General features: G+C 54.0%; 15 protein-coding genes and 1 riboswitch. Of the genes, 7 read left to right on the top strand and 8 right to left on the bottom strand.

Annotation, left to right across the window (positions count from 1 at the left end; translation table 11 throughout):
• The first annotated feature begins 124 nt into the window (after positions 1–124).
• From QSJ10_RS01895 to QSJ10_RS01865, 7 genes are all read left to right on the top strand, one after another.
• Positions 125–970: an SPFH domain-containing protein gene (locus QSJ10_RS01895; RefSeq protein WP_033013928.1), complete on the top strand. Its 846-nt coding sequence runs from the start codon at positions 125–127 to the stop codon at positions 968–970.
• A 15-nt stretch (positions 971–985) separates the two neighbouring features.
• A complete protein-coding gene (locus QSJ10_RS01890) occupies positions 986–1,165 on the top strand; it encodes a type II toxin-antitoxin system antitoxin (RefSeq protein ID WP_015373907.1) in 180 nt (59 codons plus the stop codon).
• Positions 1,166–1,374: 209 nt separating this feature from the next.
• The gene (locus QSJ10_RS01885) at positions 1,375–2,403 is read left to right on the top strand and encodes an XdhC family protein (RefSeq protein ID WP_033013927.1); all 1,029 of its coding nucleotides are present in this window, start codon (positions 1,375–1,377) and stop codon (positions 2,401–2,403) included.
• Entirely contained in the window at positions 2,400–3,038 is a 639-nt protein-coding gene (pucB, locus tag QSJ10_RS01880; protein ID WP_033013926.1) for a xanthine dehydrogenase accessory protein PucB, read from the top strand. The genes QSJ10_RS01885 and pucB overlap by 4 nt, the downstream gene beginning before the upstream one ends.
• The gene (locus tag QSJ10_RS01875; protein WP_033013925.1) at positions 3,025–5,352 is read left to right on the top strand and encodes a xanthine dehydrogenase family protein molybdopterin-binding subunit; all 2,328 of its coding nucleotides are present in this window, start codon (positions 3,025–3,027) and stop codon (positions 5,350–5,352) included. Before pucB ends, QSJ10_RS01875 begins: the two co-directional genes overlap by 14 nt.
• On the top strand, positions 5,339–6,178 hold the full coding sequence (locus QSJ10_RS01870) for an FAD binding domain-containing protein (RefSeq protein ID WP_053532228.1): 840 nt from the start codon (positions 5,339–5,341) through the stop codon (positions 6,176–6,178). Before QSJ10_RS01875 ends, QSJ10_RS01870 begins: the two co-directional genes overlap by 14 nt.
• A gap of 21 nt (positions 6,179–6,199) precedes the next feature.
• Positions 6,200–6,685, top strand: coding sequence for a (2Fe-2S)-binding protein (locus QSJ10_RS01865; RefSeq protein WP_033013923.1), 486 nt, complete (start codon positions 6,200–6,202; stop codon positions 6,683–6,685).
• A gap of 636 nt (positions 6,686–7,321) precedes the next feature.
• Here the strand turns inward: QSJ10_RS01865 and QSJ10_RS01860 are convergent.
• From QSJ10_RS01860 to QSJ10_RS01825, 8 genes are all read right to left on the bottom strand, one after another.
• Entirely contained in the window at positions 7,322–8,539 is a 1,218-nt protein-coding gene (locus QSJ10_RS01860) for an RNA-guided endonuclease InsQ/TnpB family protein (RefSeq protein WP_033013921.1), read from the bottom strand.
• A gap of 166 nt (positions 8,540–8,705) precedes the next feature.
• Positions 8,706–10,406: a phosphomethylpyrimidine synthase ThiC gene (thiC, locus tag QSJ10_RS01855; RefSeq protein WP_053532771.1), complete on the bottom strand. Its 1,701-nt coding sequence runs from the start codon at positions 10,404–10,406 to the stop codon at positions 8,706–8,708.
• Positions 10,407–10,560: 154 nt separating this feature from the next.
• A riboswitch (TPP riboswitch) is annotated at positions 10,561–10,674 on the bottom strand.
• A 135-nt stretch (positions 10,675–10,809) separates the two neighbouring features.
• Positions 10,810–12,063 (bottom strand): methyl-accepting chemotaxis protein, encoded by a 1,254-nt coding sequence (locus tag QSJ10_RS01850; protein ID WP_033013918.1) that lies wholly within the window; start codon positions 12,061–12,063, stop codon positions 10,810–10,812.
• Between the two features lie 240 nt (positions 12,064–12,303).
• Positions 12,304–12,717: an RDD family protein gene (locus QSJ10_RS01845; RefSeq protein ID WP_033013917.1), complete on the bottom strand. Its 414-nt coding sequence runs from the start codon at positions 12,715–12,717 to the stop codon at positions 12,304–12,306.
• 404 nt (positions 12,718–13,121) lie between these two features.
• Positions 13,122–14,531: a phosphomannomutase/phosphoglucomutase gene (locus QSJ10_RS01840; protein ID WP_033013916.1), complete on the bottom strand. Its 1,410-nt coding sequence runs from the start codon at positions 14,529–14,531 to the stop codon at positions 13,122–13,124.
• Positions 14,482–15,597, bottom strand: coding sequence for a hypothetical protein (locus QSJ10_RS01835; protein WP_033013915.1), 1,116 nt, complete (start codon positions 15,595–15,597; stop codon positions 14,482–14,484). The genes QSJ10_RS01840 and QSJ10_RS01835 overlap by 50 nt, the downstream gene beginning before the upstream one ends.
• Positions 15,578–16,765, bottom strand: a complete 1,188-nt coding sequence (locus QSJ10_RS01830; RefSeq protein ID WP_033013914.1) for a glycosyltransferase family 4 protein — start codon at positions 16,763–16,765, stop codon at positions 15,578–15,580. The genes QSJ10_RS01835 and QSJ10_RS01830 overlap by 20 nt, the downstream gene beginning before the upstream one ends.
• Positions 16,762–17,805 carry a nucleotidyltransferase family protein gene (locus tag QSJ10_RS01825; RefSeq protein ID WP_033013913.1) on the bottom strand — a complete coding sequence of 348 codons (1,044 nt, stop codon included), beginning with the start codon at positions 17,803–17,805 and terminating at the stop codon, positions 16,762–16,764. The genes QSJ10_RS01830 and QSJ10_RS01825 overlap by 4 nt, the downstream gene beginning before the upstream one ends.
• Between the last annotated feature and the right edge of the window lie 14 nt (positions 17,806–17,819).

Raw genomic sequence — 17,819 nt, 5'->3', positions numbered from 1 at the left:
ATTAGGGGAAACATGTGCTTCGCGGCGAGCCATCAACCACTCCACCTTCTCATCTTCAGCTTTCCATTTTTTTGATTATATGATATCATATAAATATCAAATCGACATTATAAGGGGGATAGGGATGAGAGAACAAGAAGCATGGCGCATAGATGGATTTATCGGCATCGGATGCGTCGCCCTTTTCGTTCTGGCTGGTTTTGTCAGCCTCATTCAAGCGCAGCTCTTATTGGCCGTTTTCTGCTTCGCCCTTGCCGCCTTCTTGGCGACTGGCATCACGATCGTTCAGCCGAATCAAGCAAAAGTGATCATTTTTTTCGGCCGCTACTTTGGCACGATTCGCGACAGCGGGCTGTTTTTCACCGTGCCGCTCACCGTTCGAAAGAAAGTATCGCTGCGCGTGCGCAACTTCACGAGCAAGAAGCTGAAAGTGAACGATGTTCAAGGCAATCCAATTGAAATCGCCGCCGTCGTCGTCTTTCGCGTCATCGATTCAGCCAAGGCGGTGTTTGACGTTGATGATTATGAACAATTTGTTGAGATTCAAAGCGAAGCGGCCATCCGCCATGTCGCAACGAAATATCCATACGACACGTTTAAAGACGACAACGAGATCACGCTGCGCGGCAATGCGGATGTCATTTCTGATGTGCTTGCCCAAGAATTGCAAGACCGGCTGCGCATTGCCGGAGTTGACGTGATGGAAGCGCGCCTCACCCACTTGGCCTACTCGCCGGAAATCGCGGGCGCCATGCTCCAACGCCAGCAAGCCGCCGCCATTTTGGCCGCCCGGAAAAAGATCGTCGAAGGCGCCGTCTCGATGGCGCGCATGGCGATCGAACAGCTTGACAAAGAAAACGTTTTAGAGTTAGATGATGAACGAAAAGCCGCAATGGTGAACAACTTGATGGTGGCGATCGTCTCCGAGCGCGCCGCCCAGCCGGTGATCAATACCGGCAGTCTATACTGATGGTTGTGGAGTGCGATGGCAGCGAAAAAACAATTCCCTTTGCGCATTGATTATGACCTGTACGCCATACTAGAGCAATGGGCGCAGGACGAGTTTCGCAGCGTCAACGCCCAAATCGAGTATTTGCTGCGGGAGGCGGCAAAGCGCGCTGGACGGCTCGGAAAAGGAAAAAACGATCCAAAACAAGGAAGCTAGCCGATGACGGCTGGCTTCTTTCCTTTTTCAGTCATGGGCATTTGTTTCCGAAATATAATGATAGCAGAGCCCTTTTTCGAAAGGGGGACGACCTGATGGCCCACCCGCTGCCGCCGCTTACAACCATTACGAAATCTTATGAATCGTCCGTCCCACCGCGCTTTCAACAGCTCAGCCGCCTTTGGCGCAATGCGAAAGGAGGATGAGCCATGGAGAGTTCCCATGCTGTGCTCGAGGCGATCGCCGCCGCGCCGGGCGACGGTGTGTTAGCCATCATCATCAGTGTGGAAGGCTCAGCCTACCAAAAAGAAGGGACGTGCATGTGGATTGGCGCCAACGGAGAAACAGTCGGGCTGCTGAGCGGCGGATGCCTCGAAGAAGCGGTGGCGGCCTACGCGCGTGACGTATTGGCCAACCGCCAGGTAGCTGCTGTCTCGTTTGATTTGCGGACCGAGGACGATTTGTCGTGGGGGCAGGGTGCTGGTTGCAACGGCCTCGTCCACATTTGGCTCGAGCCGGTCACAAGCGACGCAAAACTCGATTGGCTGGCGCTCAAGCATTGCCTTGACCGCGGCGAACATGTACTGATGGTCCGAAGCATCATGTATCCAGACGAGCGGCCGTTTTTCCAAAGTGAAACAGGCGAACAATTCGGCGGTTGCCGTCGGACGCCGCATCGGGAATGGCGCGAATGGCTTCACAAAACGCCGTTTTATCAAGGGCGAAGCGGTTTGTACGAAGTGGACGGGGAAACATTTTACGTTCAGCACTTTTGGCCAAAGCCGCGCCTCGTCATTTTCGGCGCCGGTCCGGACGCCCCGCCGCTCGTCGCGGCGGCCAAAGCGGCGGGATTTTCCGTTACCGTGAGTGATTGGCGCCCAGCGTTTTGCCATCCATCCCATGTGTCCGACGCTGATGAATGGGTGGTTGGCTTTCCGCATGAAACGGTGCCAATGCTCCATTTGAATGAACGCGATTTTGTCATCGTGATGACCCACCAATTTGAACGCGACCGCGAACTCGTCTCGCTGCTGGCTGACAAACCGCTCGCCTACCTTGGCGTGCTCGGCCCGCGGCGGCGCACCGACCGCCTCTTTCCTTCCGGCTCCGCCCCGCCGTTTGTCCGTTCGCCGGTTGGGCTGTCCATCGGCGCGCGCAGCCCACATGAAATCGCCATCAGCATCACCGCCGAGCTGATCAGCGTGTTGCGCAGGCATGGAGCGGAGGCCGCCCAATGAAGGACATCACGATCGCCGCCATTTATTTAGCGGCCGGACAAAGCAGGCGGATGGGGGCCGATAAACGCGCCCTGCCATGGGGGGATGGGACGCTTGGCGCCGCCGGCCTGAAAGCGGCGTTTCATTCTTGCCTTGCGCCCGTCATCGTTGTCGTCCCTCAAGACGATGCGCTCGCCTGGCTTCCTGACGCGCTGCTAGGCCATGACAAATGCCGCCTTGTCCGTTGCGCCGCTTGTCACCGCGGCCTGGCTCATTCGCTGGCCTGCGGGTTGCGCCGAGCGATGGAGGAAAGAGCGGACGCCGCTGCTGTCTTATTGGCCGACCAACCGTTCGTCACATCCGACACGATCAATGCGCTAGCCGGCCTTTATCGACGCCATCGTCCCGATTACGCCGCCTTCTCCTGCTCCGGTGTGCCGATGCCCCCAGTTATTTTTGGAAGCCCAATGTTTCCCGCTCTCTTGGCGCTGAACGGCGATGCCGGTGGGCGCACGCTCTTTCGCGATCCCCACTGGCATGGTCTTTTGTACGAAGGTGATGCGTCAACCGGTATTGACATCGACACAAAAGACGATTATGAACGCGCCACCATCTATCGAGAAGAAAAGGAGGGACGCCCCCATGGCCGTCGGTAAAAGCATTATCCGCAAAGAAGCGTGGGATAAAGTGACCGGCCGGGCGAAATATACGAACGATTTCAAAGAACAGGGGATGCTTCATGCCTCTTTGGTGACAAGCCCATACGCCCACGCGCGCATCCTCTCGCTGGAGGCACGCCGCGCGCTCGCCGCCCCTGGCGTCCATGCTGTTGTGACCGGCGAGGGGCTGCCGCTTACCGGTGAAGACATGCGCGACCGCCCTCCGATCGCTTTCGACAAAGTGCGCTACTATGGCGAAGTCGTCGCCGTCGTCGTCGCCGATACGCTCGTTCAAGCCGAACAGGCGGCCCGCCTTGTCCGCGTCGCCTACGAGCCGCTTCCGGCGGTCGGCTCGCCGCGTGAGGCGTTGAAAGAAGGCGCTCCATTATTGCATGAACATCTCGACCGCTATGAAAAAAACAAAACCACTTATCCTGAGCCAGGGACAAACGTCGCCCAGCGGACGAAAATCCGAAAAGGCAACATTGAACAAGGGTTTGCGGAAAGCGACGTCATCGTCGAAACAAGCGTATCGTTCGCCCCTTCCGATCATATCGCGATGGAAACACGCTGCGCCACGGCAGAAATTTGGCCGGACGGCACGATCCATATTTCCGCCTCCTCACAGTCACCGTTTATGATCAAGAAGTTGCTTCATACGTATTTTGGCGAAGAAACCGGCAAAGTCATCGTCCATACGCCGCTTGTCGGCGGCGCCTACGGAGGAAAAGCACCCGTCCAGCTTGAGCTGCTTGCCTACCTTGCCTCCAAAGCGGTCGGCGGCCGAAAAGTGAGCGTCTGGAACAGCCGCGAGCATGACATGGTCACTTCACCCGTCCATATCGGTTTGGAGGCAACCGTCAAAATCGGCGCGACAAAAGAGGGCTTGTTCAAGGCCATGGAAATCTTATTTCTATTTGACGGCGGGGCTTATTCCGACAAGGCGATCGATGTCAGCCGCGCCGCAGCCGTCGATTGCACCGGCCCGTACCATGTCGAAAACGTCTTTTGTGATTCATTGTGCGTCTATACGAATCGCCCGTACGCGACGCCGTTTCGCAGTTTTGGCCATTGCGAACAGGCATTTGCCGTTGAGCGGGCCATCGATGAATTGGCACGAACGCTTCAACTTGACCCATGGGAGGTGCGGCGCAAAAATGCCATCCGCCCGGGGCATACGACCCCGACGCAAGTGCGGCTCACGAAAAGCAACGTCGGCAACATGCCAGCCTGCCTCGACCGGTTGCGCGAGCTGATGCGCTGGGACGAGTGGCAGCGCGTCGAAGTGGACGCTTATACGGTAAGAGCAAAGGGAATCAGCAGCGGCTGGAAAACATCGACGATCGACACAGATGCTAGCTCGGGCGTCATCTTAACGTTCAACTCCGACGGCAGTGTCAACGTCATCTCCGGCGTCGTCGAAATCGGAACCGGAACGAAAACGGTGCTCGCGCAAATCGTTTCTGAACGGCTGAAGATGGACGTCGATTGTGTCCATGTCAAAATGGATATTGATACGCAAACGACGCCGGAACATTGGAAAACAGTCGCCAGCCGCGGGACGTTTATGGCCGGACGTGCGGCGCTTGCCGCTGCCGACGACGCCATCCGTCAGTTAAAAGACATCGCCGCCTGCGTCTTGCGGGCCTCGCCGGACGATTTGGAAGTCGGGTTCGGGCGCGTCTTTTTGCGCGATGACCCGGCCATCTTTCTTCCGATCAAAGACATCGCCTATGGCTACAAGTTTCCGAACGGCAACGCCATCGGCGGGCAAGTGATCGGGCGCGGCCGCTACATTTTGCGCCACTTGACCCCGCTTGATCCAAAGACCGGCGCCGGCAAACCGGGACCGGAATGGGGCGTATGCGCCGAGGGAGTGGAAATTGAGTTCAACCGCCGCGACTACACGTATCGCATTGTCAAAGCGTATGCGGTCATTGATGCCGGCAAAGTGCTCAACCCAAAGGCAGCGCTTGGCCAAGCGATGGGGGCGATGAGCATGGGGCTAAGCTTTTCCAGCCGCGAAGGGTTTCTGTTTGACAACGAACAGCGCGTGTTAAACCCACAGTTGCGCACATACCGGCCGATTCGCTTCGGCGAACATCCAGAGTACATCGTTGAGTTTGTTGAAACGCCGCAAATCGATGCCCCGTACGGCGCTCGCGGCATCGGCGAACATGGCTTGATCGGCATGCCCGCCGCCTTGGCAAACGCCTTGTCTCTCGCTGCCGGCGTGCCGCTCAATGAACTGCCGCTTGTGCCTGAACTCATTTGGCGGACACAGAAAGGGGACTCCTATGGTTCCGTTTGACTTTGCCTACTACCGGCCGCAGTCGATCGCCGAAGCGACAGCGCTGTTTGCGGCGCTCGAGCGGGATGGAAAACGAACGCTCTACTACGGCGGCACGGAAATCATCACGTTGTCTCGGTTGAACCTTGTCCGCACCGCTGCCGTCATTGACATAAAATCGATTCCTGAATGTCGGTCGCTTGATGTCGACAATGGTTCTCTCGTGCTCGGAGCGGCGCTCTCCCTCGGCGAGCTCGAAGAAGCAAATCCGTTCCCGTTATTGACAAAAGCGGCGCGAGAAGTCGCCGACCGGACAGCGCGCAACCAAATTACGCTCGGCGGCAACATCTGCGGACAAATTTTTTACCGTGAGACCGCACTACCGCTATTCGTCGCCGAAGCGGATGTCATCATCGCCGGACCATACGGCATCAGGCAATGCCGCTTCCTTGACTTGTTTCATCAACAGCTACAGCTTGGCCGCGGTGAATTTGTCGTCCAGTTCAAGGTTGACCGTGCCACCGCCACCCTGCCCCATTTCCACCGCAAGCGCCGCAAGCAAGGGGAAGTCGGCTACCCGCTTGTGACGATTGCAGCGCTGAAAAAAGACGGGACGGTTCGCGTTGCCCTAAGCGACATCTGCCCGTTTCCGTTTCGCTCGGCTGACGTTGAGGCGCACCTCAACGACCGGAACCGCCCAGTTGGTGAACGAATCCAAGCAGCGGTTGACGCCTTCCCGCGCCCGATTTTGCACGATATTGAAGGCTCGGCAGACTACCGGCTGTTTGTCGTCGCCCAGCTGCTTGAAGATATGCTTCGTGAGCTCGGAGACGGAGAAACCGTCTAAACAGGAGGTGAGCATGCGGACATGGAGGAAACGACAAAGCGGGAGCTTGTGCTGCACGTTAATGGAGAACGAAGATCGATCGTCACTCGCCAAGCCGAAACGCTGCTGTTTGTTTTGCGCGATGGGCTGGGGCTGACCGGGGCCAAGCCAGGCTGTTTGAACGGCGACTGCGGCGCCTGCACCGTCTTAGTCGACGGCACGCCGATCAAATCATGCATGATGCTGGCTATCGAAACGGTCGGCAAAGAGATCACCTCGATCGAAGGGCTTGATGATGCCCCCATTCAGCACGCCTTCGTCCGCCACTTCGGCTTTCAGTGCGGCTATTGCACTCCTGGGTTCATTATGAACGCCCACGCGCTCATCGAGCGGCACCCAAACGCCGATGAGGCGACGATTCAAGAATGGCTGGAGTCGAATATTTGCCGCTGCACAAGCTATCAAGAAATTGAAGCGGCGGTCAAAGAAGTGCTCGAAGCCAAAAAAGCAAAACCAACAGATCCTTGACGAGCAATGGATATCCCGCACCCAATCGGGATATTCTTTTTTGATGCGGTATACATCTCATCGAAAAGGCCGGTGATTTACTAGGGCAACAGCTTCCCGGAATCGCTTCTCAATTAGAAAATCCTTGTCGCATCAGCCCCTATTTTCACACGTTCACCCATCGATCAAGGAAAACAGCGTTTTTTCACCGGCCTTCTGAAAAAACGCGATCCAACCATCTGAAACCCGGCCCTTTCGCCATAAAAAGAAGCGGCCGGCATCATCCACGGTTCGATGACGCAACTGGCCGCTGTCTATGGAAGCGAAGCGCCGGCGAAGGCGTCGCGATAGACTGCGCAGTTTTCCCCTCATGATCATTCTATGATTCAAAATTTGCACCTTATGCCATTATCATAATCCATCTGAAACGATTTGTAAATATATTTTTTGAAAATTATATATTTTAAAAATAATAAAAAACCACACCCATTTGCACAACAAACAAGAGGGGCGATGAACGTTCGCCCCCCTCCGCTGCTTCGATCAGCACTGAGCGCTTTCCAGCTCATGCTTTTTCCGTTGATCGAACTTCCAGGTTATGAATAATGTTTAATTTATTCAAAAATATTAAAATCCTTCATTAAACATTATTCTTCGTTAAGCCACGTTTAGCTTAACTGGGTGTAACCCCACACCCTCTATCCCATCGGCAAACGCCTTTGGGAATACTTTCCTAATAATGTTGTACGCTCCGTTGACATCTGCGTTAATCAGTATTCCTTTCTCAGATTGGAATAATCCTCGTTTGATGCGCTTCCCCTTGTATTGTTTTTGCTTTTTGATTTCTTCCATGTCTAAAAAACTACATTTCGATGTGTAGCTTTCTTCTGTTACAATGACACGAACCCCTTGCTCTTCCGCTTTGTACTGTAATTGATGGATAAACATATCATAAGGAATTTGAACGAACGCTTGATTTAGTCGTTTCCCTAAATCAACCTCTTGTTTCCAATTATCATTTTTACCAATAACAATCGTATCAATGTTATGTTTAACACACCAATCTACAACATGTCTGCTTGCTTTATGCATGAAGTCTTTAATTTTATTGTTCCGTTTTAATGTTAATTTTTCTAGTCTTTTACTCCAATCCAATCCATTTTGTTTCTTTAAAATACTTTGAAAATACGCTTTTTGTTTGTTGTAGTATTGATTTATGGATTTGACTCCTTTGCCATTAATAACAATCGGTGTTTCACCGATGTTATTTACCATAGTTACAAAGTTGTTTAATCCTAAATCAATACCTACAACACGATTACTTTCACGAATCATATTTGGAATTTCTTTTTTATAAACAACTTCAATTACGTAAATACTACCCTTTGGTACAATTCGCACTTGTTGCAATCCTTCAATAACCTTTGTTTTTAGTTTTAAATCAGTTTTTGGAAATTTAATGTATCCATCTTTAATCTTACATTGTTGATTCGTGAAAATCACAACATTACGCCCATTTTTCTTTTTATATTTAGGCAATTTTGGTTTACCTAAATATTTTTCTTTGTTTTTGATCCAATCCTTTATAGCCTTGAAAAATGACTTCCAGTTCTTATCTAGCAATCTTAATATTTGTTGCGATGTTTGAGCAGGTAATTCTTTATAAACTTGTTCGTGTTTCAACATCTTATCTAATGAATTATAACGAATCCATTCATTGTTATTTATAAACTCTTGCCTAACAATGTAATTAGCATAATTGTAAAGATTTTTAGATTTGAAACATAAATCATTACAATAATGATATAAGTAATGATAGGAATTAATTTGATGTTGTTCGACTCTTGTTACTAAAATATTTATCACCTCCTTCATTTATATTTTAATATTTTTTATTATAAATTTTTAATGTTCTATATAAGTTGGAACTTTGTTTTACATCCAGTAGAGCGCCCGCTGCATTCTATCAAAATGACTTGTTATGAAGGAAAACAGAATCGAACAATCGGAAAATCTTTATTGCAACTTATATATATTAAATTTAATTTATTTTTTGACTATACAGCGACGAGCCTTGCCGAATAAATTGTTGCGCTTTTTCTTTCATCCCTTCCTCTTTGATTTGCCGCTGCAGCTCGTGCGAAATGTTCATCGAACAAAACTTCGGCCCGCACATCGAACAAAAATGAGCTGTTTTCGCCGCCTCGGCCGGCAATGTTTCATCATGGTACTCACGAGCCCGTTCCGGGTCAAGCGACAAGTTGAACTGGTCGTTCCAGCGAAACTCAAAGCGCGCTTTCGAGAGCGCATCGTCACGTTGCTGGGCGGCCGGATGCCCTTTCGCCAGATCAGCCGCATGGGCGGCGATTTTATAGGCCACGACCCCGGCGCGTACGTCCTCTTTATTCGGCAGCCCTAAATGCTCTTTCGGCGTTACGTAACAAAGCATCGCCGTTCCATAAGCGCCAATGATGGCGGCGCCAATCGCCGACGTGATGTGATCGTATCCCGGCGCGATGTCGGTGACAAGCGGCCCTAACGTATAAAACGGCGCTCCATGGCAAATGTCCTGTTCCCGCTCGACATTTTCGCGAATTTTATGCATCGGAATGTGCCCCGGCCCTTCGATCATCACCTGCACATCATGCTTCCAGGCGATTTTCGTCAGCTCGCCAAGCGTTTCCAGTTCGGCAAACTGCGCCTCATCGTTCGCATCGGCGATGGAGCCGGGGCGCAAGCCGTCGCCAAGGGAGATCGCGACATCGTATTGTTTCAAAATCTCGCAGATTTCTTCAAAATGCGTATACAAAAAGTTTTCTTCATGGTGGGCCAAACACCATTGGGCGATGATCGAGCCGCCGCGCGAGACGATGCCGGTCGTCCGGTTGGCGGTGAGCGGAATGTAATGAAGCCGCACACCGGCGTGGATCGTCATGTAGTCGACTCCTTGTTCAGCCTGCTCGATGAGCGTCTCGCGGTACACGTCCCATGTCAGCTTCTCCGGCACCCCTCCTACCTTTTCGAGCGCCTGATAAATCGGCACCGTTCCCACGGGGACCGGCGAATTGCGGATGATGTACTCGCGTGTTTCATGAATGTGTTTGCCGGTCGACAAATCCATGACCGTATCGGCGCCCCAACGCACCGCCCAAAGCAGCTTTTCCACTTCATCTTCAATCGAGGATGAAACGGCCGAGTTGCCGATATTGGCATTAATTTTCACATGGAAACGACGGCCGATGATCATCGGCTCATTCTCGGGGTGATTAATGTTCGCCGGAATGATCGCCCGTCCGGCCGCTACTTCCTGGCGAACGATTTCGGGGTCGATTCGTTCACGGATGGCGACGAACTCCATCTCTGGCGTAATGATCCCCCGTTTGGCATAATGCATTTGCGTTACGGTTTTTCCGGGCTTTGCCCTCAATGGACGGCGCACGAACGGCAGCGGGCGGACGCCGGCGGTCGCTGATGGCTTCACTTCTTCGACATCGCCGCGCTCAACAATCCAGTTGCGGCGAAGAGGCGGCAATCCTTTTTCGACGTCCGGCTCAAAATGAGGATCGGTGTATGGACCGGTTGTGTCATAGACGCGCACCGGCTCGTTTTCCACCGTTCCTTGCGGCGTTTTCGTCGGCGACAACACGATCTCTCTCATCGGCACGCGCACATCCTTGCGCGATCCTTCAATGTACACCTTGCGGCTGGCTGGAAATGACATGAACGAGCGGATGTTTTCCATGCGGCTTTCCTCCTTTGAAATGGTGGTTGAGACCTGCAGCCGCACCAGCAAAAGAGAGGCAAAAACGGGGGATATTTACGCAAAAACGGGTTCCGCAAAACGAACGGAACCCGATCAAGGCAAAAAGGCCAAATGAACAGCCTGTGCGTCCATCTGTTCCCGCTGCCTGCTTCCCTACGCTGGCATGACCCAGATCAGGTTCAAAGGGTCAAAGAACTTCATCGCGTTCTTTTCTCAGCCCGGCTCCCGGACTCCCCTAGCAGATGAGCGTATAACCATGATGACTGACTTTTTTTATTTTATCAGGCAATTGGCAAAGATGCAAACCATTTTATTCCAAACATTGACTCCCACACGTCGTTTGAAAGCCCCTCTTTCTCGAAGAAAGCGTCCTTTTCCTCACTCACACAGAAAATTTCTTCAGCATTGCCCGCATCTCGTCCGCCATCTGACCGAGCGATGTCGACGAAGAGGCGATTTCCTCGACGGAAGCCATTTGTTCCTGCGTCGCTGCCGATACGTTGGCCGCACCGGACGCTGACTGTTCGACAATATTGGTCATCTGTTGGAGTGCGTCGTTCACTTGGCGGGCATGCTCCTTCATTTGCTCGATGGCGGACGATACTTGTCCAATTTGTTTGCTCACTTGGCCGACCTCCTCGCGAATATGGGCAAATGATTGGCCGCATGCCGCCGCCACGTTCAATCCTTTCGCCACTTCGGAGATCACCTGTTCGGCAGACGAAACCGCCCGCTTCGTTTCTTCTTGAATGTAGCCGATCAGCTCGGAAATTTGTTGCGCGGAGCGCGCGGATTGTTCTGCGAGCTTGCGCACTTCATCCGCGACAACCGCAAACCCTTTCCCTTGCTCGCCGGCGCGCGCCGCTTCGATCGCGGCATTGAGCGCCAACAAATTCGTCTGCGACGCAATGCCGGTGATCGCTTCCGTAATTTGTCCAATCTCATTCGAGCGCTCCCCGAGCCTTTGAACGACCTGGCCAAGCGCTTGAACGTGGTCGTAAATGAACTGCATTTGCTCGGACATTTGTCCGATTGACTGCTTGCCGTCCTCTGCTTTCGCCGATGTTTTCTCAGCCCGGTGCGCCACTTCTTTCGTATGGAAAGCGACGTCGCTCAATGTTTGGGAAATATCATGCACGGACGCGGCGGTGGTGCGGACAGCATCAGCCTGCTCCTCCGCACTTGCCGCAAGCGTTTCCATCGTTGTCGCAATTTGCTCTGTCGCTTTCGTCGTCTGCTCAGCGACAGCGGCCAACTGGCCGGACACTTGCGCCACCTCTTCGGCATGATGCTGCACGCGGCCCATCACTTCCTGCCATGCATCGGCCATACGGTTGAACGCAGCCGCGATCGGCCGCAGCTGCTGCACGCGATCAAGCGGCATGCGCGTCTTCAAGTCCCCCTCTGTCATTTTGCTTACATGTTCATTGATGACAGCGATCGGCGCGACAAACCGCCGGTAGTTGAGCGTCGATGAAACCAAGCCGACCACCGCCCCGAATAGCATGATGGCAGCAAGCGTCCACCAAAACGCCGCCCCGCGAATGCCATTGGCCAGGCATATCACAAGGCCGATCGCCGCTGTGCCAGGGATGACGATGAACATGGTGCGGATGATATAACTTGCTAATGACAAAACGCTCTCCTCCTTTTGCCATGATGCAAACACCTTTCTTATTTCTTTACCACATAAATAGATTCGTGAATGAACGTCCATTTTCCTTCCTAGTCCTAATCATGAATAGGGGTGGTTGCAAAGTTTTCTGATCTAACAAGGACCCGCTCAAAAACATCATGCTTTTGATCGCCTATAATCGGTGACGAAAATAAGAAAAGGCGCCCCGTTCGATTGGGGCACCACCTGTTGTTTTCCGCTTTACACCGCCGGTTTTTCCGTTGTCACATACGTCCCGGCAATAAAATCGTGAATCGACCGTTTGTCTTCTCTCGCCGCGACCATAATCGCACTAATGATGAGACCAATGCCGAACGTGATAAAGTATACGAGTCCGCCAACGAACGAGCGCAAAAACATTGTGCCGATGCCGACTTTGCCGCCGTTCACTTTCGCAATCCGGATGCCAAGCATCCGCTTGCCGACCGTATATCCGTACCAAACAGCAGGAACGATTAACGCGTAAAGGATGTTCGCCAATGACGTAAACCAGTTCGTTTCCCAACTGCCCGTGATGAAATAGCCGATGATCGAAATCGGAATGCCAACGACAATCGCATCCAATATATTAGCCAACAACCGCTTCCAAAACCCCACCGGGTTCGTCACCGCCATATGGTTTTCCCTCCTCCTGCCTTTTCTATCATTGTATTCGCTCCTGACAGCGAATTGCCTTTATTTTAGCCAAATTTCAAAAAGAAATCTACATCCGTCCAAGGCGGCCCTCCCTTGAATTTTCCCCGCCTGTTTGGGGTGTGAGCGTTGGAGGGCTCAAGAAGGACGGCGATTTGAGGGGAAACACCGCTCTTCAATAAGTTTCTTAAAAGACCTTACAACGCCACCGCTTCGTTGGGTTTTATCCTTAATCTATTATGGACAAACCATTTGCAAGAAATCAAGCATGAGCCCCCTCACAACAAAAATAAACCGGCGTGGGATCCCTACGGACGACCCACGCCGGAACGAATCTTTTGAAACGGACAAAGGGCGACAAGCGCAGACCATTCGGAGAAAAGGCGTCACCAGTCAATGCGCAATTCAAGGGTGGCGAGGCAATCAGCCAGCTGCCGCTTAATCTCCGCCAATGCAGCCTCCGTCTTGGCTTCTGCACGTAACACAAGAATCGGCTGCGTGTTCGACGGCCGCACCAATCCCCAGCCTTCCGGGAACTGGATGCGGGCGCCATCGACGTCAACAACCGGATAGCGGCCAGCGAACCGGTTTTTCACCGCGGCAATGGCAGCTGGTTTTTTCTCTTCCGGGCAAGCAACGCGCGTCTCCGGCGTCGCCGCGTACCGCGGCACATCGGCAAACCACTCGGACAGCGGGCGCTCATCGTGCGACAGTAATCGAAGCAGGCGCCCAGCGGCGTACAGCGCATCGTCATAGCCGTAAAACTCATCATTGAAGAACAAATGACCAGACATTTCACCGGCAAACGGGATCTCCGGACGACGGCGCAACGTCGCTTTGACGTGCGAATGGCCGGTGCGATGGAAGAACGGTTTCCCGCCGAGCCGCTCAATTTCCTCAACGAGCGCTTGCGAACATTTCACTTCGACGGGCGCGTCGGCTCCCGGATGGCGCTTCAAAATTTCGCGCCAGAACAGCACCATCAGTTGGTCGCCCCAGCGGATCGCACCTGTTTCATCCACGACTCCGATCCGGTCGCCGTCGCCGTCAAACGCGATGCCAAGATCCGCCTGCTCCTTGCGCACCATCTCAATCAAGTCCGTTAAGTTCTCCGGCACGACCGGGTCCGGATGATGATTCGGAAACGTCGGATCGGATTCACAGTAAAGCGGGATGACATCACATCCCCACTCTTTGAGCACTTGTGGCGCAATGATCGATGGGGTGCCGTTGCCGCAGTCGACGACGACCTTCAGCTTGCGCGGACCGAGCTTAATTTTCTCCTTCAACATCTTGATATAGGCCGGAGCAAGGTCAAGCGTTTCCTCGCGCCCCCGCGCTGTTTCAGGACGCGGCTGTTCCTGGCTGAGCCGCTCCATCGCCCGCCGCAGCGCTTGGATGCGCTCGCCATAAATTGTCGTTTTCCCCATGGCGATTTTAAATCCGTTCTCATCCCCTGGGTTATGGCTGGCGGTGATGATCATGCCGCATGGAATGTTCGTGTAGTATAAGCTGTAGTAAAACATCGGCGTCGTCGAAAGCCCAATATCGACGACATCGCAGCCGCCATCGAGCAGCCCATCTTTGAGCGCCCGATGCAAGCCAGGCGATGACAGACGATTGTCATGACCGACAACCGCCCTCTTCTCGCCTTCCTTTTGCATCATGTCGGCAAAGGCCCGTCCGAGCCAATACGCGAACGACTCATCGAGCTCCTCTCCGGCTCGTCCGCGGATGTCGTATTCTTTAAACACGTGTGCCGGCCATGCGAACGGTTTTGTTGTTGACGTATTCATCGACAACCACCTCCACCGAAATCGATTGAGCGATTGCTGCTGTTAACAAGTACGACAATGTTGACTCCGCCCCTCGATTCGGGTTCGGACCGTTCGGGCTAAGCCCGTCGCAGCAACTGCCGTCGCTTGGGTCCGCAAGCGGCGCGTTGCCGTCGTTTTGTCCGTAAAACCAAGCGAGGCAGCGGCGGACGACGCCGCGATAACGCTCGTCGTCCGTTGCCCAATACGCTTCGCGCGCCGCCAAAGCGAGCTTCATCACATCAAGCGGCTGTTGATCCCAATCGGCGCGGTAGCGGCGGCTGCACCAGCCGCGGTTGCCGACCGGACGGATGACACCTCCCGGTCCGCTCATTTTTTCAATAAGGAAAGCAAGGCTTTTTTCCGCCACTTCCTTCACCTCATCCCGCGGCGCGCGCCGATATGCCGTCCAAAGCGCCCACGGCAGCACCCCGTTGGCGTACGTCAACTCCGGCTCATACCAATGCCAATCGTCGCCAGCATGCTCCCAATACGCCGCAAGCAGCCGCTGCTCAAGCCGTGCAGCCAAAGCTGCCACTTCCTCTTGATCGATGCCAAGCGGGCGTCCTTCTGTCAATAAGACGCCGCAAGTGGCCACCCCCCAGGCGACGCCGCGCAGCGAGCGAAGCTCCCATGCCGCCGGTAGCGCCCGCCTCAACATGTCCGCAGCCGCCTCGCGCCGCGCCGCATCATCCAATTGCCTATACGCGATCGCCGCCGCCCAAAACGACCGCCCGAAGCAGTCGTCTGAGGGCGTCTCTTCCTCTTTCGTCCGATCGAAGAAAAAGTTGTTATGGAACGTCCCGTCATCGTTTTGCGCCCAAAGCAAAAAGGCCAAATATCGGTCAAGCAGACGATACAGCCTCTCCTTTGTTTCTTGATCGTCGAGCAACGCCAGCCACTCGAGGCACGCCCATATGGCGCGGGCGTTGTCATCGGTCGAATACCCTTCGCGCCGCCGCGGAATGCGGCCGAGGCTATGCTCGAGCAACCCGGTGTCGTCAGTCATGCGCTCGAGATGGTCGAACTTAATGACTGACGAAGCCAACCGCCTTCACCTCCCCGCGTTTTGCGGCGCACACGCGCTCAAATAAGGCGACATGCTGTTCGCCGACGCGCGGCCAATGCGTGTTCGCCCCAATTTGGCGCACGGTTTCTTCCCAGCGTTTTAACGCCGCCTCATCGGCCAACAGCTGCCCAAGCCGCTCTTCCCATCGGGCGGTATCGCCATACGGCAACAGTAGCTCCTCGCAGCCCCGCAACAAATCGCGCGCATGCTCATACGGCGTCGAAACGACCGGACGGCCGACGCCGACCGCATAGGCAAGCGTGCCGCTTGTAATTTGCTGAATGCCCGGGTACGGGGTGACATACAAATCGCACGCCGTCAAATAATCAATCAGCTCTTCTTCGCTGAAATACCGGTCCTCCATGCGGACATGGCCGTCGAGTCCAAGCCGATGAATCAACGCTTTCAGTTCATCGCGGTACGCCTCGCCCTCCCGTTTTTTCACTTCCGGATGTGTCTGTCCGGCGATGACATACAGCGCTTCCGGCACCTTGCGCACGACGCCCGGCAATGCGGCGAGCACCGACTCGATTCCTTTGCCGCGGCTTAGAAGCCCGAACGTCAACATCACTTTGCGGCCGCTGAATCCGAGGCGTCGGCGAAGCGAATCGCGATTTTCGCTGCTTGGGCCTGGAGCACCGTGCGGAATGTAGACAATTTTTTCTTCCGGCAAGCCAAACGCTTTGACCAAATACGGGATCGCCTGCCGGTTCATGACGATGATGGCGTCGCTTGCCGCCGCGATTTTTTCTTGAATCGGGCGGTACGGCAGCGGCGGTTCGGCAAACACCGTATGGAACGTCGTCACGAGCGGCTTTTCGAGCGCCGCGATGAAATCGAGAATGTATTCGCCTGCCTCGCCGCCGAAAATGCCAAATTCATGCTGCAGGACGACAACATCGATGTCGCTCTCATTCACCCGTTTCGCCATTTCGGCATACGCCGCGCGGTTTTGCGCCGGGAGCGGCCAATACGCCGGGTTGTGGCGATAGGCGTCATCGCCGTCGCTTTCGTTGTACAACACGATGATGCGGTCGCCATCGGACGGTCCGCGGACGCCGTCAATACTTTGCCGCAAATGTTCCGTAAACGTCGCCAGCCCGCACCGCCGCGGCGGATACGTGCTGACGTAAGCAATTCGAATCATGCTTGCACCGCCTCCTTGAACTGATTAATAATCGAATCTTCGAACACTTTTCCCGCCGGCGTCACCGTCCGATAGCCGAAAATGCTGTTTTGCAAACGGCTGCGGTCACGAATGACAGAGCGGTCCCAAACGATGGTCTGCGCGCAATGGACGCGGGCGCCAATTTGGCAGCGGTCGCCGATGACCGCATTCGGGCCGATCACAGCCTGCGGTCCGATTTTCACATGGTCGCCGATGAGCACAGGCGGTACAAACAAGACGCCCGACCCAATCTCGACATGTTCGCCGACAAATACCCCTGGCTGGATTTCACGGCCTTTCAGCGGAATCGGAAACTCCCGACGCAACGCATCCCAGTGAACTTGGCGGTAGCGGGCCGGCGTCCCCATATCACGCCAGTATCCGTCACTGACGATGCCATAGACACCGACATTCCTTTCGATCAGCAGCGGGAATGTTTCGCGTTCAATCGACACTTCCCGCTCCGCCGGGATATAGCGCATCACCTCTGGCTCCAAAATATACATGCCGGCGTTGATCCGGTTCGATGGCGCTTCTTCGCGGCGCGGCTTTTCGATAAAGCGCAAAATTCGCCCGCTGTCGTCTTGTTCTACGACTCCATAGGAAGAAGGATCGTCTACTTCCGTTAAAACAATGGTCGCCAAACCGCCATGTTGACGATGGAAATCAAGCAGCGGGATCAATTGCGGCAAATGCACAATGTCGGCGTTAAACACAAGAAAACGTTCATTCAGAAAACGTTCGGCATTTTTAATCGCCCCGGCCGTTCCGAGCGGAGACGGCTCAAGCGCGTATGTAATGTTCACATTGAAACGTTTTCCGTCGCCGAAATAACGGCGGATCACGTGAGAGCAGTGATGGGCAGCGATGACAAATTCGTTGACTCCTTGGTCGCGAAGATGAATGATGAGGTGCTCAAGCCATGGCCGATTCGCAATCGGGGCCATCGGTTTGGGGATGTTTTCGGTCAATGGACGAAGACGCGTACCTAATCCTCCTGCCAGCAACAATGCTTTCATTTCGTCATCCCTCC

The organism is Geobacillus stearothermophilus ATCC 12980 (assembly GCF_030369615.1).
Classification (GTDB): domain Bacteria; phylum Bacillota; class Bacilli; order Bacillales; family Anoxybacillaceae; genus Geobacillus; species Geobacillus stearothermophilus.
This window is presented reverse-complemented; position numbering and strand designations above follow the sequence as displayed.